A 20,924-nucleotide genomic window follows, 5' to 3' on the forward strand; every position below is an offset into this window, starting at 1 on the left:
CTCGGACGAGGCCTGGTCACCGCACGGGGTGGGAGGGGCGTCAGCTGTCGACGACTCTCCCGGAACGCCGCCCGCGCGGAGCGACGAGGGGATCACCGGGCCGGTCGACCGAGGTGGCCCGGACTCAGCCGGCCTGGGCCTTCTTGCGCTGCCGGTAGGCACGCATGGACACCTGCGAACCGCAGGCCGAGCCGCAGTAGACGGCGGACCCGTTGCGGGTGCGGTCGAAGAAACCGAAGTGGCACGGCTGGTTGCGGCAGGCCTTGAGGCGGGTCCAGGCTCCGCTCTGGGCCAGCAGGGTGACGGTCGCGAGCACGCTCCCGAACGCCCCGGGCACCCCTGTCTGCTGCGGCAGGAGCGAGGCGCCGTCGGCCCTGATGACGGGCACGAGCGGATGGCGGGTGGCCACCTGCCGCACATGCCCCTCGGCCAGCCGCACGGCCCCGGCATCGAGGGTCTCGTCCCGGGAGTGGGCCAGCAGCAGCGTGACCAGCGCGTCTCTCAGCTCCCTCGCCGCGGCGGCGTCGGCGGGCGTCACCTGTTCATCCTCGACGGGGAAGTCGTTCTCGGACAGCCACCGCGCCAGCGCCCCGGCGTCCCCGAACCGTTCGACACGGCCTCCCGCGTCCGCGTGCGTGTTGACGAACTCCAGCACCAGGTCGACTCCGTCCGGCGGCTCCAGTGGGCTGCGCTCCGCCTTGCCCTGCCCCATGCCGAGTCCTTTCGGTGACCTGCCCTGACAATGAGCGAATGCCATTAGGGAGCAACATATTCCCGCTACCCCGCGCTCCTCGTCAGGGTCATGGTACTGAACGGTCCCTCCCTCGCCTGTTTGACCTTGACACCGTGACAAGGTCTTCACTGCGTGCCATGGAGGTGGTCTCGATGGTGGTCACGGGGCACGGCGCGGGCCTGGGCGAAGTCCAGGGCAGGGGCAACGACAAGGGTGCGGACAGGGATACGGGGGCGGGTGCGGTGCGTGGGCCGGCGGACGGCCGTTCGTCGGTGCGGCTGCGGGCCGCTCTGGAGGCCGGCTCGGCGCCCGACCCGCGGTTCGTCGACGGGCTCGTCGAGCGATGCGCGGTCGAGCCCGACTTCTTCGTCCGCGACATGCTGACCTGGGCGCTGACCCGGCACCCGGTGTCCCTGACACTTCCCGCGCTGGTGCGCGAACTCGGTTCGGAACGTCCTCAGGCGCGCAGCCAGGCACTCCACACGCTGTCCAAGATCGGGGACCCCCGGGCGTGGCCGGCGATCACTCCGGCGCTCCTCCACGACGCCGACCACGAGGTGGCGCGGAGTGCCTGGCGGGCGGCGGTCGTGCTCGTCCCGGAAGGCGGGGAACCCGCACTGGCCGAGGCGTTGGCGACCCGGCTCGGGCGCGGCGGACGGGAGACGCGGCTGAGTCTCAGCCGGGCCCTGGTCGCGCTGGGTGAGGCCGTACTGCCCGCCCTGCGTGCCGCCGAGGCGGCCGCCGACCCCCGCGTGCGCGTGCACGCGCTCGCGACACAGGAGCTGTTGCGCGACCCGGACACCGGATTCGAGTCCGCGATCGAGGAGGCGAAGCGCGCCGTGGCCCTCGGCGTGTCCGGACAGGAGGGACCATGAGGCGTGTTGATCGGTGAGGTGGCGCGCAGGTCCGGGGTCAGTGCCCGCATGCTCCGGCATTACGAGTCGCTCGGTCTGGTCCGTCCTTCGGGCCGTACCGGGTCGGGCTATCGGGAGTACTCCACGGAGGACATCCGGCGGATCTTCCATGTCGAGAGCCTGCGGTCGCTGGGCCTGTCGCTGCGGGAGATCGGGCGCGCGCTCGACGATCCCGGTTTCGCGCCCGCGGCCCTCGTCGGTGAACTCGTCGGCCGGACCCGTGAACGCATCGCGGCGGAGACCGAGTTGCTCACCCGGCTCGGCAGGATTCACGCCGCGGACCCGGGCGGCTGGGAGGACGTCCTCCAGATCGTCGCGCTCCTGCGCGCACTGGAGTCGACGAGCGCCGACGCGCGGCAGCGCGCGGCCCTCTCCTCGGCCGGCGAGGTGCCAGTGCCGGTGGAGGCCCTGGTCGAGGCGGTGTTGAGCGAGACGGAGCCGAACGTGGCCGGTGCCCTGCGCTGGGCGCTGACGCGATCGGGTGGCGACGGCACGGAGTTGCTGGCGCGGGGCCTCGGTTCGCCCGGGGCCGTGGTGCGGGAACGTGCCGTCCGGTCCCTCGCCGAGATGCCCGGTCCCGAGGCGACCGCCCACCTGCGGAACGCGCTGGGCGACTCCGACGCCGTGGTCCGCGGGTACGCGGCTCTGGCGCTCGGAGCGCGGGGGGTGGACGAGGCGGTGCCGGTGCTCGTCGACATGATCGTGGAGGGAAGGAACGACACCGACGCCGCCGACGCGCTGAGCGCCCTGGCGGTCGACACCGCGACGGCGGACCGGATCACCGGCAGGCTCGTGGACCGGCTCGCCCACAATGCCACCGGAGCACCCGCACGCGGACGGCTGACCCAGGCGCTGGCGGACCTCCCCGGCACGAGGGCGTCGCGTGCCCTCGCAGAGCTCTCGCAGGACGCGGACCGCGCCGTCGCCCTGACCGCGACGTACCTACTCCGGCTGCGCGACGTACGGTGACGGATCCCGTCGGCTCCGTAATGTGACGCACCATCAGTGTCTCTCCCCGAAAGGCCGCATGACACACGGTCACCTGTCCCGTTGACCTCGCCAGGTGAGACACGAGGACCGGTCTCCCCGGCCGCCCCACGGGCTGAGGGACGGGGTGACCGGCCGGTGGCCGCGGGCAGGGCCGGCCCTCCGCCCGCCGTCCGCCATCCGCCGCCGCGGGCGCGGGCATGGGGTGGGGCGGGTGATGGCTGGCGGGAAGGCCGCGGCCGGCCCGGCGAGGACGACCGGCCGCGGCCTCCCGGGGCCGCCCCGCCCGCTCCGGAGGGCGGGGCGGCGGACCCGGAGGTCAGGTCAGCAGGACGGCCTTGCCCCGGTTGCGGCGCGCCTCCAGGTCGGCGTGCGCGGCGGCTGCCCCGTCGAGCGGGTACGTCCGCCAGACGGGCAGGGTGAGTCCGCCCGCGGCGGCCGCCCGGACGACCTGCGGCAGGAAGGTTCCGTCGTCGGTGCTTCCGGCGCTGAAGCGGACGCCGTGCCGCGCGGCCGAGAGGTCGGCGACGGTCAGGACGTGCGCGCGGTCGCCGGTCAGGCCGACGGAGTCGGCGAGGACACCGGCGCCCGCGGCGTCGAGGACACGGTCGACCCCCTGGGGCGCCGCGGTCCTCACCCGCCGGGCCCAGCCCTCGCCGTAGCCGACCGCCACGGCCCCGAGCGCGGTGAGACGCTCCAGGTCGTGCTCACCGGCCGTGCCCACGACGGTGACGCCCCGGGCGAGGGCCAGCTGCACCGCGACGGTGCCCACGCTGCCGCCTGCCCCGTGGACGAGCAAGGTGTCTCCCGCGCGCAGGTCCAGCAGGCCGAGCACGCGGAACGCGGTCGCACCGACCGTCACCAGGGACGCGGCGACCTCCCACGACAGCGCCGCGGGCCTGGCCACCGGCCGCTCCAGCAGCGCGTACTCGCCGTAGCCGCCCCCCACGGTGGCACCGAGGACCTCGTCGCCCACGTCCGCGTCCGCGCCCGCTCCGACGGCGTCGACGACACCGGACGCGTCCAGGCCGGGCACCACGGGGAAACGGACCGGGACGGCGTCGGCCATCAGGCCGGAACGGATCTTCAGGTCGAACGGGTTCACGGAGGCGGCGCGCACCCGGATCCGGACCTGTCCGGGTCCGGGCTCCGGCGGGGTCACCTCCGACAGCCGGAGCACCTCGGGCGTGCCGTACTCGGAGAAGGTGATCGCTTGGGACATCAGGAACTCCCGGGTAGGGGTGAGCGGCGGGGCGGCCCGACAGGGGCGCCGCTCAGGCGGTGAGGGTGGGGTAGTCGGTGTAACCGCGGTGGTCCCCGCCGTAGAAGGCGGACGGGTCCGGCGCGTTGAACGGACCGCCCGCGGCCAGGCGCCGGGGCAGATCGGGGTTGGCGAGGAACAGCGCTCCGTAGGCGACCATGTCCGCGCTCCCGTCCTCGATCAGGCCGAGCGCGGCGGGGCCGGTGGCGTCGGGGTGGGTGAACGGGTTGAGGACGAACGTGCCGGGCCATTCCTTGCGCAGCCGTGCGGTCAGCGCGGTGTCGGGGCCCTCCGAGAGATGCAGATAGGCGAGACCCGCGCCGGCGAGCCGGTCCAGCAGTGCCCCGTAGACCTCGGCCGGGTCGTCCTCGACGATGTCGTTGTACGGGTTGCCGGGCGAGATGCGCAGACCGACGCGCGTGCCGCCGATCTCCCCGGCCACAGCGGTGACGACCCCGACGGCGAAGCGGATCCGGCCCTCGGTGGATCCGCCGTAGGCGTCCGTGCGGTGGTTGGTGTTGTCCGCGAGGAACTGGTGGAGCAGATAGCCGTTGGCGCCGTGGATCTCCACGCCGTCGAATCCGGCCTCGACGGCGTTGCGCGCCGCGGTCACGAAGTCGGCGACGGTCTGCCGGATCTCCGCCTCGCTCAGCTCCTTCGGTGTGACGAAGTCCCGCGGTCCCTCGTGGGTGTGCACGCGGCCCCGGGCGGCGACCGCCGAGGCACCGACCGGTGTCAGGCCGTCGGGCAGCAGACTCGGGTGACCGATCCGGCCGGTGTGCATCAGCTGCGCGAAGATCACCCCGCCCTCGCGGTGCACGGCGTCGGTGACCGTCCGCCATGCCCTCACCTGGCCCGGCGTGTGCAGACCGGGGGTGTCGGGGTAGCCCTGGCCGACGGGTGAGGGCTGGACGCCCTCGGTGACGATCAGCCCGGCACCGGCGCGCTGCGCGTAGTAGGTCGCCATCAGTTCCGTCGGTTCGGCGCCTGGACCGTAGGCGCGGCTGCGGGTCATCGGCGCCATCACGACGCGGTTCGCGAGGCGGGTACCGCCCAGGACGATCGGGTCGAAAGCAGTGGTCATGCGTCGCTCCCTCGGGACAAGTGGTGCTCCTCGGGCCGGGCGCGCCGTGGCTCGCCCCGTCCGTTTACTGTCTGGACAAGTAAAACACCTGTCCGGACAGTAAATGCCATCGAGGGCCTCCGGAGGGGCGAAAGTGAAGCAACTAACAGCCATCTGGCTGGGGTGTTGTGGCACTTGCCGAGTCGCAAGCTCAGGGGAAAGGGCGGCGGAGGGTAGAGTTCTGCTGTCCAAACAGGAGAGTGAGGAAGTCATGACCGAGTCCACGCCGGAAGCCGGACAGAGTTCCGGGGTGCCGGAGGAGAAGGCCACCGTGCCGGTCCCCGGCGCGGCCGGCAGCGGACCGATCAGTCACGCGATCTTCCGGCTGGCCCGGCTGCACCGCATGTTCGCGGGCCAGCTGCTGCGCCGCATCGGTCTGCACCCGGGCCAGGAGCTGGTCATGATGCATCTCTGGGAGCTCGGCCCCCAGCGCCAGATCGACCTGGTGCGGCTGCTGGACTCCGACGCCGCCACGATGACGCGTACCGTCCGCCGCCTCGAACAGGCGGGCTTCGTGCGCCGCCGCCCCTCCCCCACCGACAAGCGCGCCTCGCTCATCGAACCGACGGCGGCCAGCCATGCCCTGCGCCGGGAGGTGGAGCGGGTCTGGAGCCAGTTGGAGGGCCTCTCGACCACCGGGCTCTCCGACGACGAGTGCGCCGACACCCTCGCCGTGCTGGAGCGCCTGGAGCGGAACCTCGTACGAGCCGCCGCACACCCCGTGGACCCGGACGCGGGCCGCCAGGGAGCGTAGGGGCGCGCAGGGCCGGCACGCAGGGCCGGCACGCAGGGCCGGCACGCAGGGCCGGCACGCAGGTCGCGGCGCGCGGGGCACGGCACGCAAGGCGCGGCACCCAAGGCACGGACCGGCCCGTCGAGCGCCTCGCGGGTGTCCGGCAGGCCCCGCGCCTCCGCACGGGCCTGCCGCTCACGCCCGGTGCCGGGCCCCGGGGTCACCAGGGGATGACGCCGGCGTCCTCGGCGAACGAACCGGTGGGGCCGTCGTCGGGCAGCGTGGCGAGCCGGATCGCCGTGGCCGCGCCCTGCTCCGGGGTGCGGGGGCCGTGGAAACCGGTGAAGTCGGTCGCCACCAGCCCCGGACAGGCGGCATTGACCAGGATGTTCGTACCGGCGAACTGCCGGGCGTACTGCACGGTGACGGCGTTGAGGAACGTCTTCGACGGCGAGTACGCCGCCATGACGGGGCCGATCTCGATGTCCGGGTCCGCCTGCCGGGTCAGGGAGGCGACGGCGCTGGAGACGTTCACGACGCGCGGTGACGCCGAGCGCCGCAGCAGGGGCAGCATCGCGTTGGTCACCCGGATGACACCGAGGACATTGGTCTCCACGACCGTACGGACCACGCCGAGGTCGAGCGTGGTCGGATCCTGCACCCAGCCCGGCCCCATCTCCCCTGATATTCCGGCGTTGTTGACCAAGACGTCGAGGCGCCCGGCCTGCCGCTCGACCAGTTCCACGGCCTCGGCCACGCTCGCGTCGGACGTCACGTCCAGTGCCACCCCGAACGCGTCCACGCCGGCGGCGCGCAGCTTCCGCACGGCGGTCTCGCGCCGTCTTTCGTCGCGGGCTCCCACCCCCACACGGTGTCCGAGCGCGCCCAGTCCGGCCGCGATCGCGTATCCGATTCCCTTGTTCGCGCCGGTCACCAGCGCGGTCTTCGTCTCGCTCATGCCGTCGATCGTCGTCCGCGCACACGCGGCGCATCCAACACCGATACGGTGCCCTGTGATACCCGACGGGTATCACAGCGGAGGTAGGCTTCCGCCATGGACACCCTGGAGACCCGCGAGCTGGCGTACTTCATGGCCGTGGCCGAGGAGTTGCACTTCGGCCGTGCCGCGGAGCGCCTCGGCATGGCCCAGCCGCCACTGTCCCGGGCGATCCAGCAGCTCGAACGGCGGCTCGGCGTCCGCCTGTTGACCCGCAACCGCCGCGGTGTCTCCCTGACCGGCGCGGGTGAGGTGCTGCTCCACGAGGGCCGCGCGGCCCTCGACGCGACCACGGCCGCCGCGCGCCGCACCCGTCGCGCCGGTGGCGCCGGCCGGCCGGACGGCTCCCGCAACCGCCTGGTCCTGGCGGTGAAGGCCGCCGCGTCCCACGAGCTGCTGCAGCGGATCCTCGACGCCTACGCGACCGAGCCCGGCGCCGCCGAGATCGAGGTGATGCCGTGCGGCATGTGCGAGCAGGAGGAACTGCTGCGGGACGGCCGCGCCGACGCGGCTCTCATGCACGCGCCGTTCAACTCGCTCGCCGGGTTCGACAGTGAGCCGCTGCTGACGGAGGGGCAGATCGCCGTCCTGCCCGCCCGGCACCCCCTCGCCGCACGCGAGTCGCTCTGCCTGGCCGACGTGGAGGACGTCCCCGGTCTTCCGCGCGCACGCTGGCCCCGCGACGGCGTCTACCGGCCCGGCCCGGGTCCCGAGGTCCACGACCAGACGCAGCTGGCCCAACTGATCGCCCTGGGGCGGACCATGGCCGTCTTCCCCGAATCCGCCCGGGCCTGGCTGTGGAGCGAGCACGCCGCCGTCCCTCTGAGTGACGCGCCGCCCGTCGTCACCCACATCGCCTGGCCTCCGCACAGCCGCTCCGTCGCCCTCGCCGGGCTGGTCCGCACGGCCGCGGGGCTGTGAATCGGTCCGGCCCCGTCGGCGCCGGCGGCGGTGCGGGTCAGGGTGTGCGGGCCGGGTCCAGGGGCTCGTAGCAGTCGTAGTTGCGCTGGGCGACGATCCGGCCGTCACGGAATTCGAGGAACGTCGCGATGTGGGCGCGCATGACGTGTCCCGCGGGCAGGTTCCCGAGCGGCACGGCGAGGGTGCCCGTCCAGAGGACCTCCAACGCGACCTGACCGTCCGAGGCGACGGCGTTGAGGACGTCGAAGCTCTGCCGCCTCAGTCGCTCCTGTCCGCGCGCGGCCGCCTCGCGCAGCGCGCCGAGGTCCCGCACCGCGCCCGCGGGGAAAAGGACGTTCGGCAGCTCCTGATGAACGACGTCCTCGTGGAAGAACCCGGCGAGTTCGTCGCCGACGGCGCCGCGTGAGACCGCCTCGTGGTACGCGAGAGCCAGGACGGTGTTCGGGTGGGTCGCGAGCGGGTCACGGTCCCCTTCCCTCCGGGTCATGTCTGTTCCGGTCATGTCTGTTCCGGTCACGTCGGCCCCTGTCGTGTCTGTCACGGTCATGCCGTTCTCGGTCATAGCCAACAACCTAATTTGCACAACCATGGTTGTCAAAGTCAGAATGGTGTCATGTCCTCCACGCCTGATCCTCTCGGCCTCGACACCGGTTCCCTCGCGCTCTTCACCGGCTTCGCGGCCGCCTCCGCCGTCCAGGACGCCCTGGCCGACGAGGGCTTCGGTGATCTGCGGTTCTCCCACGGCTATGTGTTCCAGCACCTCGTCGACGCCGAACCGACCGTCGGTGATCTGGCGGCGAAGCTGGACATGACGCAGCAGGGCGCCTCCAAGGCGGTCGCCGAGCTGGAGCGCCTCGGGTACACCGAACGCGTGGCCGCGCCGGGCGATGCTCGGGTCCGCCTGGTCCGCCTCACGCCGCGCGGCCGGGACGCCGTGGCGGCCGCACGCCGGGCCCGTGCCCGGCTGGAGGAACGTCTGGCCCTGCGGTGCGGACCGGAGTCACTGGCGGAGAGCCGCCGGGTGCTGGCGGAACTGCTGGAGGAGCTGGGCGGGGCCGCCGCGGTCCGCCGCCGGGACGTACGCCCGCCACGGTGACGGGTCCGTACCGGACATGCGGCCCAGTACTGGGCATGCGGCCCGCCACCCGGCATGCGGGACCCGTACCCGGCATGCCGTCCGCACACGCTGCCGTCGGCCTTCCCCACACCCGAGGGACTCTCCCTGAGCCGACACGCATCGCCGGGCCGGGGACTCGCCCCACCCGCCCCGGCCGGACGATCGGGACCGACGGTGGGAGTGGGCCCGGACGCGCCAGCCCGGACGCGCGTCCCGGCACCTCTCCCGGCAGTACCCCCGCCACCCGTACGACCGTTCCCCGGCCACCGGTCGCCCGAGCCGCGGACGGCCGGTGGGCGACTCGCCAACGCCGGCGGTGTCCGGGACCCGGGAGCGTCAGCCGGTGAACGCCTCGATCAGGGTCCAGACGGCGAGTCCGGCCATGCAGAGGGCGCCGATGCGCTGGACGTTCTTCAGGGGGACGCGCTGCGCGATGAAACGGCCCACGAGCAGGGCGAGCGCGGAGACCGACATCAGCGCGAGGGCCGAGCCGATGGCGGTGGGCAGCCAGCCGTTGGTGGCGGCCAGGTTGGCCGTGGTGATCTGGGTGAGATCACCCCACTCGCTGATGAAGACGGCCATGAACGCCGTGGTGTAGACGGGCCAGAAGCCGGTCACGGTCTTCGCGTTGCCGTTCTCGTCCTCGTCGTCTCCCCCGCGCAGCAGGACGAACGCGCCGAAGGCGAAGAGGGCGGCGGAGACGAGCTTGACGGCCATGCCCGGAAGCATGCCGAGCAGGCTGCCCGCGCCGACGGCGATGGCGACGTGCACGATGAAGGCGGTCGAGGTGCCGAACCACACGTACAGCGGCCGCATCCTGGTGCCCATGGCCAGTGAGGCGAACATGGTCTTGTCAGGGAGCTCTGCGAGGAAGATCAGCCCGAAGGCGGTGATGATCGCCAGGGGGTCGAAGGTCATTCCCTTGCTTTCTGCTGGGGGCCGGGCCGTCGGCTCGTGCGGCACCCACAGGGCGACGGGAGGAACCACTCGGCCCGGCACGACGGAGCAGCCCACACGGCGGTGCGAGCCTGGTCATGCCTGGCCGAAGGTCTCGTCCGCCCCGCACGGAGTGCGGTGGCCCGGTGGCCGGGGTGCCCTGGGGCGCCCAGTGTGTCGACCAGCGGTTCTCGGGACTACTCCCCTTCGCTGCCCTTCACCCTAACAGGCGATTCCGGCCACCCCGCTCGCCCGCCCGGGGTCCGGACCCCGCCGGGACACCCGTCGGCCCGGGCCGGGAGGGCGCTCGCGGTCAGGGGGTGTCGCCCGACCAGTCCCAGCAGGCTCCGCCGCCGGGGCGCGGGTCGTATATCGCCCGGCCGCCGGCACCGAACCGCCCCAGCTCCGTCTCCAGGACCACGCCGGTGGACGTCTCCTCCGGTGTCCAGCCGGTGATGTCGAGCAACAGGCCGTCCAGCGGACCGCCGACCAGCTCGCCGTAGACATGGCCCGGCTGGGGACCCCGGCGGGGGTCGTCGTGGTCCCCGCCGTAGACCCGGCCGCGCAGCAACTCCTCGTCCCTGTCCATACGCCCCAGGATTCCAGTCACCACTGACAACGCCGGTTCGCGCGCGGCCCTCGACGGGTCCCGGTCACAGCAGCCGCCGGATGTCGCCACGGACCCGGTAGAAGCCGCCGGCGGCCTGGTGCAGGGCGTCCACCACGTAGCGCGCGCCGGGCTCGCGTATGGTCCGCGGGAACTGGACGTTCCAGGACGTGTCGTAGCCCTCGGACACCACGTGCACGCGCAGGCGGCCGTTCGTCCGCACGCACTCGACGACGACCGACCCGGCCGGGGCGTCCGCCACGGTGGTCACGGCGTCCACGGCCGTGACCGGAGCGCGGACCGGCAGGGCCGCGGCGAGCTTGACGTCCCGTGCCACCGGCACCGTGCCCCGCTGGGCCGCGGTGACCGCCGCGTCGCTCGCGTCCACGCACACCAGCGAGCCGTCCGTGGTCACCAGATACAGGCGCCCGTCGCGGTACTGCATCGACAGCGCCGAGCCCCCGCCCGTGCCGAGCTTCCACAGGCGTGTCCCGTCCTGGTCGAAGCAGTAGACGGACGACGACGCGTCACCGGCGAAGACGAACCGTCCGCTCGGCGAGGTGGCGCACGAGTAGACCGCGCTGTCGCACGTGTACGTGGCCTCGATCGCGCCCGTCGCCTTCGACAGCCGCTGGACCACGCGGTGCGCGGTCCCCGCGTACACGGAGTCGCGCTCCTGCCAGCCGAACAGGACGCCGCCCCGCGTGGCCGTGTGCCACAACTCGCCGCCGCCGTCGGGCGCGTAGGCCGTGACGCCCCGGTGGTGGCCGTGGTACACGGCCCTGTCGTCGGCCCGGACCATCCAGCCCTGCTGCCCCTGACCGCGGCGAGCCCACTGATGCTCGTCCTCGTGGTCGATGACGGTGAGCCGGCCGTCGCGGTCCGAGACGTTCAGCACGCCCTCGTGGATGTCCAGCCAGAAGATGTCGACGTCCGCCGCGACGTCGTACGCGGCGAACGGGATCTTCGAGGAGAGGTCGTAGACCCTGCCGTCGTCGCAGCCCGCGTAGATCCAGAAGTCGTCGGCCACCAGGCACTTCACGCCGTCCGGCAGACCGAAGCGGGCGAGGACGCCGCCTTCGTGGTCCAGTGTGTAGACATCACCCGCCTGGTTGCCGACCCAGCAGCGGTCGTCGTCGACATGGATGCCGAACGCCGAGGAGCCGGTGCGGAACCGCCACAGCACGGGGGCCACCGCGCGGGCCGTGGACGGGGCCGAGGTGACCTGACGCCGGGTCACCGCGCGCGGCGCGCGCTGCCCCGCGAGGGCCGGGGCATACCCCTTGCGGACCTTCTCCCCGACCTTCTTCGCGGCGGCCGAGCGCGCCTTCTCCGGTGTGGCGAACGTCGTCGTCTGGGTCTGTCCCCCGGCGCCTATCCGCCCGTACCGCACCGTCACCACCATGCCGTCGACGGCCACCTCGTAGAACTTGTGGGCGCCGCCGCCGTCCTGAGACAGCTCCAGATACGTCGTCGACACCGCGGACCCGGCAGACATGGCAGACCCCTCCCCCAGGTGGACCCACGGCCTGTTCCGCCGGTCCCACTTCTCGAACCGTAGAGGGCACCACTGACATCGGGTCCTGCCCCTCTCGCTCCCCGCCCGCTCCCCGTCGGCACACCGCCCCGGCCCGCCGGGCACCTCCGCCGCCCCGCCTCTCGGACGTCAGGCGAACAGGCGGCCGTGGTGGGCGGCGCGACGGGCGGTGGCCAGGAGCGCGCGGATCCGGGGGGCCGCCTGGTCGATGTCGCTGACCGGCGCGGCGAACGGAAGCCGGACGTCACGGTGCGAGCCGGGGTACTCCAGGCGCAGGGTCACGCCGTACCGGTCCAGTGCCAGGGGCACCGCGCGGACCATGCCCCGCGCCGGCTGCGGCCGCACGAGACGCACGAGGAGAGGGACGAGTTCCTCATGGCTGTCCACGAGGTGCGTCAGCATGCTCGCCTCGCTGGTGGCCAGGGGATCCCGTTCGGCGTCCTGGAGTTCGTCCAGCGTGACGAACCGGCGCCCGTCGGAGTCCTCGACGAGCGCCTGGCCGAACTCCATGCAGGCGCTCCGGGGCGACTCGCCGCCGTACCGGGCGGCCAGCAGCCCGGTGAGGGTGACGCGGGCGCGCAGCCGTTCGCGTACGGCCGTGGGCGCGATGTCGGTGAACTCCAGGCGGACCGGAACACGCGAGCCGGTGCCGGCGAGGGCGCCCTCCGCCGGGGAGTGCAGGTGGATGCGACCCGTCGTACCGGCGTCGTCGAGGCGGTGGACCTCGGCACGGCACCCGTCGCTCACCACGGTCATGGACCGGGCCGCGTACAGGATCGACTGCACACGCTCGGCGGGGGTCGGCCGCGTGACGCGGGCGCTGTAGGGACGCATGCGGAATCTCCATGGCGATGGGCGGAAGGGGCTGACGACAGATCCGACTCGGCAACTTAGGTAAGCCTAACCTAATGCACTGCGCCGGAAGGGAGAACGCCGCCGCGCGCCGGAGACCGGGTGGGCGGCACGACGCGCCGAACACCGGACGCCAGGCGCCTCGCCGCCCCACCCGGCGGACATTCCCGCGGGCTTGATGTCGATTCCGGACGCGCGTTGCTAGAGTGCACGCCACTGAGTCCAGAAAATGAACTGACTAGGGACAGGTGTACGCCATGGGTGTCGTCGAGACCCTTACCGGCCGGAACGCCGAGTTCGCCACGAGCCGTTTCACCGAGGGCCTGCGTATGATGCCGGCGCTCAAGACCATCGTCATCGGCTGTGTCGATCCGCGGGTGGACCCGGCCGAGGTCCTCGGCGCGGAGCAGGGGGAGATCGCCGTCATCCGCAACGTGGGCGGCCGGGTCACCCCGCGCACGCTGATGGAACTGGTCATGCTGCGCGCGGTGACACAGGCCGCCGGGGCGGACCTCGGACCCGGCTGGGAGCTCGTGGTGCTGCATCACACGCAGTGCGGTATCGGCCTGCTCAAGGACCGGCCGGAGCTGCTCGCCGACTACTTCGGGACCGACGCGGCCGGCCTGCCCGCCCGGGCGGTCGGCGACGCCCGCGCGGCCGTCGCCCACGACGTCGCCGTGCTGCGCGCGGAGTCCCGCCTCGAAGGCACACGGGTCTCCGGTCTGGTCTACGACGTGACGACCGGCCGCGTCGAGACCGTCGTCGCGCCGTAGCCCGCACAGAGGCACCTGGCCCGTGCAGGGAATCCGGCCGGGCCCTCCCGCCCCGGCGCGGGGAGACCGGCCGGTCCTCTCGGACGCCCGCACCACCGTACGCACCCCCACCGCGCCCGTACCGCGCGGCACGTGCCGACAGGAGCCGTCATGACCGACACGGACGAACTGGTCCGCCGCAACGCCGACTTCATGGCCGCGGAGTTCCGCACGCGACCCGCCCTCACGATCAACCCCTCAGGGAACATGATGGTCGTCGGATGCGTCGACCCCCGAGTGGATCCCACGCGCGTCCTCGGCCTGGAGCCGGGCGAGGCAGCCGTGATCCGCAACGTCGGCGGTCGCGTCAACCCCGCGACGCTGCGCACCATGACCATGCTCGGCAAGGTCGGCGCGGCGCACCGGGACGGCAGGGCGAGCGGCGACTGGAACCTCGTGCTGCTCCATCACACCGACTGCGGGATGACGGACCTGGCCTCCTTCCCCGAACTCCTCGCCGAGTACTTCGAGATCCCGGAGGCGGACCTCGCCGCCAAGTCGGTCAGCGACCCCTACGGTTCGGTCCGCGTGGACACCGACCTCGTCCGGCGGGAGATCCGCGGGCCGGACTTCCTGGTCTCCGGGCTGGTCTACGACGTGTCCACGGGAGCCGTCGAGGTCGCCGTCCCGCCGACGCCCGTCCCGGCCGGCTGACCGCCACGGCGGCCTCCGGCGGACCGCCGCGCCCCCACCGGCAGGCGGCAGACGGCAGACCGCGATCAGCAGACGGCAGACGCCGGACCGCGGACGTGAGACGCCGGACGCGGGACAGGTGACGGCTCGCGGGCCGGCCCCTCGCACGGCGCGCCACCGTCCGGCCGCCGTACGCCCAACCAGCTCGTCACGCGGCCTACCTGACATTCCGTCACTCGTGTCATCCCGCCCCGGGGACACGCGTCGCGAAGGGACCGTACGCGCCGCGCCCTCCACGATCGGACAGCCATGTGCGACTCCACCCGCGCCTCCGTGCCCGACGCGGCGCGCACCGCCCCGCGTCCCGCGCCCGGGAGCGCGTCCGACCCGATCGGGCTCGCCCCGGTCGACGAGGTCAGGATCACGGTCCTGATGGACAACACCTACGACGCGCTGCTCGTCGGCGACAGCCGGACGCGCAGGGTCGGTTTCGGTCCCGCGGCCGTACCCGCGGGACAGTTCGAGTCCGGCCGGACGTCCGTCGGCCTGCTGGCCGAGCACGGCTTCTCCGCCCTGGTGACCGTCCGGCGCGCCGGACGCACAACGACCCTGCTCTTCGACGCCGGGCTCTCACCCGGCGGTACGGTGGACAACGCGAAACGGCTCGGAGTCGATCTGACCGCCCTGCAGGGCGTCGTCCTGAGTCACGGCCACTTCGACCACGCGGGTGGTCTGAGCGGACTGGCCGCCGAACTGGGCAGCCGCCGGATGCCGATGACCGTGCACCCCGCCGTGTGGACCACGCGCCGCATCAAGGCGCCGGGGGACGTCTTCGAGATGCCCACCCTCAGCAAGAGGGCCCTGAACGCCGAGGGGTTCGAGGTCGTCGAGCGGCGCCACCCCTCCCTCCTCGTCGACGGGAGCGTGCTGATCACCGGTGAGGTCGACCGCACCACCGACTTCGAGCACGGCATGCCGGCCTCGCACCAGGCGCGCGACGGCAAGCGCTGGAGGCACGATCCCCTCGTCATCGACGACCAGGCCCTGGTGATGCACCTGAGAGGACAGGGTCTGGTGGTGCTGACCGGCTGCGGCCACGCGGGCGCCGTCAACATCGTGCGCCACGCGCGGCGCCTCACCGGCGTGGACACGGTGCACGCACTGCTCGGCGGCCTCCACCTGAGCGGGCCCGCCTTCGAACCCGTCATCGGCCCCACCGTCGCCGCGCTCGGCGCGCTGGCCCCGAAGCTGGTGGCTCCCGGGCACTGCACCGGCTGGCGCGCGCAACACGCCCTCGCGGCCGCCCTGCCGGACGCCTGGGTCCCCAGCAGCAGCGGCACCACGCACCTCCTCGCGGCCGTCTGACACCTGCGCGCCGGGCCGTCCCCGCGCGGCCGCCGGCGTGCGGACCGACCGGCCCCGGGGGACTCTCCCGAGAACAACACCAGGGTAGGAAGCGGCACTTGACTCGGAGCGACCGCCCTCGTCTCACCCGGCCGGTGATCCCCCTTCGGGGTCTCCGTCCTCCCCGCGGGCCGTCCGCAGCCACTCGTCGGCGGAGAGCGCGAGGAGCCGTCGTACGGCCCCGGCGTCGGGCAACGTTCCGTGGTCGCCGGTCACCCTGAGGGCGGAGACCGCCGTGATGTGGCCGAGGCGCAGCGCGCCCGTCAGGGTCTCGTCGTGGAGCAGCCCGGCCAGGAACCCCGCGGCGAACGCGTCGCCCGCGCCGACCGCTTCGACCACCGGCGTGCGCAGCGCCGGTACCACGACGGCGCCGGCCTCCCGGGAGAAAGCGGTGGCGAAGTCGCCGCCGTCCTTGACCACGACGATCCGCGGCTGCGGCAGCAACTCCCGTACGCCGTCTGCCGTGAGGCCGGCGCCCCACAGGTCCTGGGCCTCGTCCAGGCCGACGAACACGATGTCCGCGCGGTCCGCCAGGTCCCGCAGCACGGAGGGCGCGGTCCCGTCGTGCCACAGCGCGGGGCGGTGGTTGACGTCGAAGCTGACGGCGTACGGCCGTTCGCCGGGCGGCTTGCCGAGCGCGTGGCGCACCAGGTCCCGGCAGGACGGGGACAGCGCCGGGGTGATCCCGCTGACGTGCAGGAGGGACGCGGCGCGCACGGGTGCGGTGTCCAGCAGGCCGGGATCGAGGGCCGAGGCCGCGGACCCGGAACGGTAGTAATGGACGCGGGTCCCGTCGGGACGGGGGGACTTGAGGAGGAGCCCGGTGGGGCGGGCCGGGTCGGTGCGGACGTGGGTGACGTCGACTCCGGCGGCGGCGACGGTGGCCCGTACCCGCCGGCCGGGCGCGTCGTCACCGAGGGCGGAGAGCCACGCCACCGGAACGCCGTGGTCGGCGAGGTACATCGCGACGTTGGACTCGGCGCCCGCCACCGACAGGCGCAGGTGCTCGGCGTCCTCCAACGGGCCGACCGGGTCGGGGGCCAGGGCCGCCATCGTCTCCCCGACGCAGACGACGGGTCCGGGGTCGGGCCGCCACGGCATGGTCATGCGGGCCCTCCCGCGGGGACCGGAGCGGCGGCGTGGAGTCGGAACGCGGGCGTCGGCGGGCCCGGCACGTCCACGCGTACGGAGAAGACGGCGCCGTCCCCGGGACGCGGATCGGTGAGGCCCACGCGGGCGGTGGTGACGTGCAGGACGTCGTGCTCCAGGCACACTCCTGCGGGCTGCCTCGCGGGCAGGGCCAGGACGCGGTCGGGGGTGCCGTCGGCGAGGAAGCGGCGTACGGTGCCGGTCCCCCAGACCGCGGTCCACAGGGCGCCCTCGGCGTCGACGGTCATGCCGTCCGGGCTGCCGTCGTCCACCGTGGCGAAGACCTCGGGTGTGCCGAGAGCGCCGGTGTCCGGGTCGACCGGGTGGCGGCGGATCACGCCCCGGGCGCTGTCGGCGAGGTACATGACCGTGCCGTCCGGGGTGAAGGCGGGCCCGTTCGGGACGGTGATGCCGTCCAGGACCCGGACCACGGTGCCGTCGTGGTCGACCCGGTACAGCGAGCCGGCGTTCTCGTCCGCGTCGTAGCCCATGCTGCCCGCCCAGAAACGGCCGGCGGGGTCGGCGACGGCGTCGTTCATCCGCGTCCGGACCGCCGCGCCGTCCTCGGGCCGGTCCAGCCAGGTGACCCGGCCGCCGGGCGTCAGCAGGCAGACGCCGGTGTCCGCGGCGGCGATCCAGGTACCGGGGCGCCCGGTCACCGGCGCCACCGCGCCCACCGGGAAGGGGAGTCGGGCGAGCGGTTCCAGGGCTCGGGCCGGGTCCGCCGGAGCCCTCAGGAGGCGGCCGGCGAGGAGGTCGACGAGGACGACCTCCTCCCCCGTCCAGCGGATGCCTTCGCCGAGTTCCAGCCGGTCGGGACGGGCGACGGGTGCGGGTGTGTTCATCGTCCGGTCTCCTCCGCCATGACGCGGAAGGCGCGGGCCCGGTCGCGGAGCGCCGTCAGGCTGCCGCCGTCCGCGGCGTCGCCGACCAGGGGGGAGCCGACGCCGACGGCCGTGGCCCCGGCGGTGAGACAGGCGTGGGCGGCGGCCTCGTCGATCCCGCCGACGGGGACGAACGGCGCGTCGGGGAAGGGACCGCGCAGCGCCTTGAGGTAGTCCGCTCCGCCGAAGGGCGCGGCGGGGAAGAGTTTCAGCGCCTCGGCGCCCAGCGCGCGGGCGGCGATCACGTCGGTCGGGGTCAGCACCCCGGCGAGGACGGGCAGGCCGAGGTCCCGGGAGGCGCGGACGCCGTCGCCTAGGCCGGGTGTCACCACGAAGGCGGCTCCCGCCCGGTGTGCGGCGTGGGCGTCGTCGGCGCTCAGGACCGTCCCGGCGCCCAGGAGGGCGTCGGGCCCGAGTGCGTGCCGGGCGCGCTCGATGACGGTGAGGGCGTCCGCTCCGCTCAGGGACACCTCGATGAGGTCGACGCCCTCCTCGGCGAGGGCCAGTACCGTGCGCAGCGCTGCGTCCGGGTCGCCTCCGCGCACGATGGCCAGCAGTCGACGGGCGGCCAGGGCGGCTTGCAGGTCCACGGTGGAGAACTCCTCTTCTCTGCGGGGGGGGTCAGGGGCAGCGGCAGGTGGTGCCGAGGGTGAGGCGCCAGCGCACCTCGCCGGAGGCGGGGACGCGGGCCGCGTCGTCCGGTCCCGCCTCGGCGAGGTCGAAGACGCGGCCGAGCATCGGCTCGACGCCGTTGCTGCGGTAGGGGGCGTGCGCGGGGAAACCGCCGAGGTTGCGCCACAGGGCGACGGACATCGGCTGTTCCCCGGCGGTCAGGGCGAGATGGAGCCGGTCGGGCCCGTCGTGGACGCAGATCTGCCCGGCGTCGACGACGGCTCCCACGGCGGTGCCGTCGTCGGGGCCGATCCGCTGGAGCGGCACTCCGCACGGGTCGGGCCAGGTACCGGTGATCCACGGTGCGCCGTCCGGCCAGGGACGGTCGACCAGCGCGGCGGCCTCCGGGAACAGCCGGGTGGACGCCCCGTCGGGCAGGTGCAGTCCGGCGGCGGGTGACAGGTCGAGCAGGGCGTGCGCGGCCCAGACGAAGCGGTAGCCCGGCTCGGCGGTGAGGACGTAGTCGGCCTCGGCACCGCCGGGGGTCGCGCGGATCGTACGGCGGAGGGCGAAGTCGGCGCCCTGCACCGAGTCGGTGGCGCCCTCCCGGGTCCAGGGCCGGGACCAGACGTCCCCGTGGTCCGGGGTGCCGCGGACGGTGGGGAAGCACTCCTCCAGACCGCCCGCGTCCACGAACTCCGCGCCGGGCCCCGCCTGTTGGCGCGCGGGGTCGGGGCGGTGCCAGAGCCATTCGCGGCCGGGTGACGCGAGGGAGGTCCAACGGCCGCCGTGGAGCGGGTCGGTGACGATGTCCAGGGGCATGCTCACCACTCCGCGAAGGAGCCGTCGGGGTGCCGCCAGACCGGGTTGCGCCAGGCGTGGCCGGCGCGGTCGGCGGCCCGGACGGCCGCCTCGTCGACGGTGACGCCGAGGCCCGGTGCGTCCACGCGGGACGCGTGCCCGTCGACGAACCGGAAGGGTTCGGGGTCGACCACGTAGGAGAGCAGGTCGGCGTCCTTGTTGTAGTGGATGCCCCTGCTCTGCTCCTGGATGAGGAAGTTGGGGGTGGCGAAGGCGACCTGGAGGCTGGCGGCGAGGGCGATCGGGCCGAGGGGGCAGTGCGGCGCGAGGTGCGCGCCGTAGGTCTCGGCGAGGGAGGCGATGCGGTGAACCTCGGAGATGCCGCCGGCGTGCGAGAGGTCGGGCTGGGCGACGGCGACCCCGGCAGTGAGCGGGGTGAGGAACTCGGCCCGGGAGTAGAGGCGTTCGCCGGTGGCCAGGGGCACCGGGCTCGCCTCGACGAGCCGGGGCAGCAGGTGGTTCTGTTCGGGGACGACGGGTTCCTCGACGAACAGCGGGTGCAGGGGCGCGAGTTCGTTGAGGACGCGGCGGGCGTTGGCGGCAGTGAAACGGCCGTGGAAGTCGACGGCGACGTCCCGGTCGGGCCCGAGGACGTCACGGGCCGCCGCCACCCGGGCGACGACGGCCGCGGTCTCGGCCATGGTGGCGGCCGGTCCGACCCGTCCGGCGCCGTTCATCTTGACGGCGGTGAAGCCCGCCTCCACCTGTTCGGTGATCTGTTCGGTGAGTTCGGCGGGTTCGTCACCGCCGACCCAGGCGTAGACCCGGACCCGGTCGCGCACGGGCCCGCCGAGCAGGGCGTGCACGGGCGCGCCGTAGGTCTTGCCCGCGATGTCCCACAGCGCCTGGTCGAGTCCGGCGACGGCGCTGGACAGGACCGGGCCGCCCCGGTAGAAGCCGCCCTTGGTCAGGACCTGCCAGTGGTCCTGGATGCGGAGCGGGTCCTGGCCGAGGAGGTATTCGGCGAGGACGTCGACGGCGGTCCGCACCAGTTCGGCGCGGCCCTCGACGACGGGTTCGCCCCAGCCGGTGACGCCCTCGTCGGTCTCCACGCGGCAGAACAGCCAGCGCGGCGGTACGAGGAAGGTTTCGACGCGTGTGATCTTCACCGGGCACCGGTGCCTTTCGGTTCGTCGTCGGGTCCGCCGATCCGGTCCAGGTCGCGTCCGGCCTGGTCGAGCAGGGCGCGCATGGCCGCCTCGGCGGCCAGCGGGTCCCGGTCGCGTACGGCGTCCAGGACGGCGCGGTGGGCGGGTACGGGGTCCTCGCTGTGCGGGGCGCTGTGCACGATGCGGTCGCGGTGGGCGAGTCCCGACTCGATCACCACCTCCATGCGCTCCAGGAGTTCGTTGTGGGTGGCGGCGAGCAGGGCTCGGTGGAAGGCGAGGTCGGACTCGACCGCGTGGGCGGCTCCGGTGCCGTCCTCCCCCATCGCGGTCAGGGCGTCCTCCAGGGCGGCGAGGTCGGCGTCGGTGCGGCGTTCGGCGGCCAGCCGGACGGCGGCCGGTTCGACGATGGCACGGACCTCGGCGAGGTTGCGCAGCAGGCCGAGGTCGGCCTCCGCGGAGCCGGCGCCCTGGATCTGCCAGCGCAGCACGTCGGCGTCGAGCAGGTTCCAGTCGGAGCGGGCGCGCACGAACGTGCCGCGTTTCTGGCGGGCGTCGACCATGCCCTTGGCGGCGAGGACCTTGAGGGACTCACGCAGCGCGGTGAGGCTGACGTCCAGCTCACGCTGCAGCGCCACGAGGTCGAGCGTGGCCCCCTCGGGGATCTCGCCGCCGAGGATGCGGCGGGCGAGGAACTCCACGGTCTGACCGTGCACGCCGCGGCGGGCGTAGGGCGTCATGTCGT

The 20,924-nt window shown here is 73.7% G+C and carries 23 protein-coding genes; 8 read left to right on the plus strand and 15 right to left on the minus strand.

Features of this window, described 5'->3' with window-relative positions; all coding sequences use genetic code 11:
- Window positions 1-124: 124 nt before the first annotated feature.
- On the minus strand, window positions 125-712 hold the full coding sequence (locus OG776_RS08825; protein ID WP_329319944.1) for a CGNR zinc finger domain-containing protein: 588 nt from the start codon (window positions 710-712) through the stop codon (window positions 125-127).
- A gap of 173 nt (window positions 713-885) precedes the next feature.
- Between OG776_RS08825 and OG776_RS08830 the strand changes: the two genes are divergently transcribed.
- Together OG776_RS08830 and OG776_RS08835 are read left to right on the plus strand one after the other, a co-directional pair.
- On the plus strand, window positions 886-1,608 hold the full coding sequence (locus tag OG776_RS08830) for a HEAT repeat domain-containing protein (RefSeq protein WP_443077359.1): 723 nt from the start codon (window positions 886-888) through the stop codon (window positions 1,606-1,608).
- Window positions 1,609-1,611: 3 nt separating this feature from the next.
- Window positions 1,612-2,616, plus strand: a complete 1,005-nt coding sequence (locus OG776_RS08835) for a MerR family transcriptional regulator (protein WP_148012596.1) — start codon at window positions 1,612-1,614, stop codon at window positions 2,614-2,616.
- A gap of 337 nt (window positions 2,617-2,953) precedes the next feature.
- Here OG776_RS08835 and OG776_RS08840 read toward each other — a convergent pair whose 3' ends face one another.
- Both OG776_RS08840 and OG776_RS08845 read right to left on the minus strand, forming a co-directional pair.
- Window positions 2,954-3,856, minus strand: coding sequence for an NADP-dependent oxidoreductase (locus OG776_RS08840; protein ID WP_148012597.1), 903 nt, complete (start codon window positions 3,854-3,856; stop codon window positions 2,954-2,956).
- 52 nt (window positions 3,857-3,908) lie between these two features.
- A complete protein-coding gene (locus OG776_RS08845) occupies window positions 3,909-4,979 on the minus strand; it encodes an alkene reductase (RefSeq protein WP_148012598.1) in 1,071 nt (356 codons plus the stop codon).
- Window positions 4,980-5,229: 250 nt separating this feature from the next.
- On the opposite strand from OG776_RS08845, the gene OG776_RS08850 reads away from it, so the two are divergent.
- Window positions 5,230-5,772 (plus strand): MarR family winged helix-turn-helix transcriptional regulator, encoded by a 543-nt coding sequence (locus tag OG776_RS08850; protein WP_148012599.1) that lies wholly within the window; start codon window positions 5,230-5,232, stop codon window positions 5,770-5,772.
- 199 nt (window positions 5,773-5,971) lie between these two features.
- Here the strand turns inward: OG776_RS08850 and OG776_RS08855 are convergent, their stop codons facing one another.
- Window positions 5,972-6,709, minus strand: a complete 738-nt coding sequence (locus OG776_RS08855; protein ID WP_148012600.1) for an SDR family oxidoreductase — start codon at window positions 6,707-6,709, stop codon at window positions 5,972-5,974.
- A 96-nt stretch (window positions 6,710-6,805) separates the two neighbouring features.
- Between OG776_RS08855 and OG776_RS08860 the strand changes: the two genes are divergently transcribed.
- Window positions 6,806-7,669: a LysR family transcriptional regulator gene (locus tag OG776_RS08860; protein WP_148012601.1), complete on the plus strand. Its 864-nt coding sequence runs from the start codon at window positions 6,806-6,808 to the stop codon at window positions 7,667-7,669.
- 37 nt (window positions 7,670-7,706) lie between these two features.
- Here the strand turns inward: OG776_RS08860 and OG776_RS08865 are convergent, their stop codons facing one another.
- Entirely contained in the window at window positions 7,707-8,171 is a 465-nt protein-coding gene (locus OG776_RS08865) for a nuclear transport factor 2 family protein (RefSeq protein WP_148012602.1), read from the minus strand.
- Between the two features lie 111 nt (window positions 8,172-8,282).
- Here OG776_RS08865 and OG776_RS08870 point away from each other — a divergent pair, with 111 nt between their 5' ends.
- Window positions 8,283-8,765 (plus strand): MarR family winged helix-turn-helix transcriptional regulator, encoded by a 483-nt coding sequence (locus OG776_RS08870; RefSeq protein WP_148012603.1) that lies wholly within the window; start codon window positions 8,283-8,285, stop codon window positions 8,763-8,765.
- 357 nt (window positions 8,766-9,122) lie between these two features.
- Here the strand turns inward: OG776_RS08870 and OG776_RS08875 are convergent, their stop codons facing one another.
- The 4 genes from OG776_RS08875 to OG776_RS08890 all read right to left on the minus strand — a co-directional run bounded on the left by OG776_RS08875 (window position 9,123) and on the right by OG776_RS08890 (window position 12,700).
- Window positions 9,123-9,704 (minus strand): TMEM165/GDT1 family protein, encoded by a 582-nt coding sequence (locus tag OG776_RS08875; RefSeq protein WP_148012604.1) that lies wholly within the window; start codon window positions 9,702-9,704, stop codon window positions 9,123-9,125.
- Between the two features lie 331 nt (window positions 9,705-10,035).
- The gene (locus tag OG776_RS08880; protein ID WP_148012605.1) at window positions 10,036-10,311 is read right to left on the minus strand and encodes a hypothetical protein; all 276 of its coding nucleotides are present in this window, start codon (window positions 10,309-10,311) and stop codon (window positions 10,036-10,038) included.
- 64 nt (window positions 10,312-10,375) lie between these two features.
- Entirely contained in the window at window positions 10,376-11,827 is a 1,452-nt protein-coding gene (locus tag OG776_RS08885) for a WGR domain-containing protein (RefSeq protein WP_148012606.1), read from the minus strand.
- A gap of 168 nt (window positions 11,828-11,995) precedes the next feature.
- Window positions 11,996-12,700, minus strand: coding sequence for a DUF2470 domain-containing protein (locus tag OG776_RS08890; RefSeq protein WP_329319953.1), 705 nt, complete (start codon window positions 12,698-12,700; stop codon window positions 11,996-11,998).
- 275 nt (window positions 12,701-12,975) lie between these two features.
- On the opposite strand from OG776_RS08890, the gene OG776_RS08895 reads away from it, so the two are divergent.
- The 3 genes from OG776_RS08895 (at window position 12,976) to OG776_RS08905 (ending at window position 15,528) form a co-directional block, all read left to right on the plus strand.
- Window positions 12,976-13,491, plus strand: a complete 516-nt coding sequence (locus OG776_RS08895; protein ID WP_148012608.1) for a carbonic anhydrase — start codon at window positions 12,976-12,978, stop codon at window positions 13,489-13,491.
- Window positions 13,492-13,641: 150 nt separating this feature from the next.
- On the plus strand, window positions 13,642-14,184 hold the full coding sequence (locus OG776_RS08900) for a carbonic anhydrase (RefSeq protein ID WP_148012609.1): 543 nt from the start codon (window positions 13,642-13,644) through the stop codon (window positions 14,182-14,184).
- Between the two features lie 288 nt (window positions 14,185-14,472).
- Window positions 14,473-15,528, plus strand: a complete 1,056-nt coding sequence (locus OG776_RS08905; RefSeq protein ID WP_148012610.1) for an MBL fold metallo-hydrolase — start codon at window positions 14,473-14,475, stop codon at window positions 15,526-15,528.
- Between the two features lie 123 nt (window positions 15,529-15,651).
- Here OG776_RS08905 and OG776_RS08910 read toward each other — a convergent pair whose 3' ends face one another.
- Genes OG776_RS08910 through OG776_RS08935 form a run of 6 tightly spaced genes read right to left on the minus strand, consistent with a single transcriptional unit; the run spans window position 15,652 to window position 20,919 of the window.
- On the minus strand, window positions 15,652-16,674 hold the full coding sequence (locus OG776_RS08910; protein WP_329319957.1) for a sugar kinase: 1,023 nt from the start codon (window positions 16,672-16,674) through the stop codon (window positions 15,652-15,654).
- On the minus strand, window positions 16,671-17,561 hold the full coding sequence (locus OG776_RS08915) for an SMP-30/gluconolactonase/LRE family protein (protein WP_148009879.1): 891 nt from the start codon (window positions 17,559-17,561) through the stop codon (window positions 16,671-16,673). The genes OG776_RS08910 and OG776_RS08915 overlap by 4 nt, the downstream gene beginning before the upstream one ends.
- Complete coding sequence (locus tag OG776_RS08920) at window positions 17,558-18,190, minus strand: bifunctional 4-hydroxy-2-oxoglutarate aldolase/2-dehydro-3-deoxy-phosphogluconate aldolase (protein ID WP_148009880.1); 633 nt, start codon at window positions 18,188-18,190, stop codon at window positions 17,558-17,560. Before OG776_RS08920 ends, OG776_RS08915 begins: the two co-directional genes overlap by 4 nt.
- A 31-nt stretch (window positions 18,191-18,221) precedes the next feature.
- Window positions 18,222-19,034: a hypothetical protein gene (locus tag OG776_RS08925; protein ID WP_148009881.1), complete on the minus strand. Its 813-nt coding sequence runs from the start codon at window positions 19,032-19,034 to the stop codon at window positions 18,222-18,224.
- 2 nt (window positions 19,035-19,036) lie between these two features.
- Window positions 19,037-20,182: a galactonate dehydratase gene (gene dgoD, locus OG776_RS08930; RefSeq protein ID WP_148009882.1), complete on the minus strand. Its 1,146-nt coding sequence runs from the start codon at window positions 20,180-20,182 to the stop codon at window positions 19,037-19,039.
- Window positions 20,179-20,919 (minus strand): FadR/GntR family transcriptional regulator, encoded by a 741-nt coding sequence (locus tag OG776_RS08935; RefSeq protein ID WP_148009883.1) that lies wholly within the window; start codon window positions 20,917-20,919, stop codon window positions 20,179-20,181. The genes dgoD and OG776_RS08935 overlap by 4 nt, the downstream gene beginning before the upstream one ends.
- Window positions 20,920-20,924: the final 5 nt, after the last annotated feature.

Origin of the sequence: Streptomyces sp. NBC_01689 (genome assembly GCF_036250675.1) — a bacterium.
Lineage (GTDB): Bacteria > Actinomycetota > Actinomycetes > Streptomycetales > Streptomycetaceae > Streptomyces.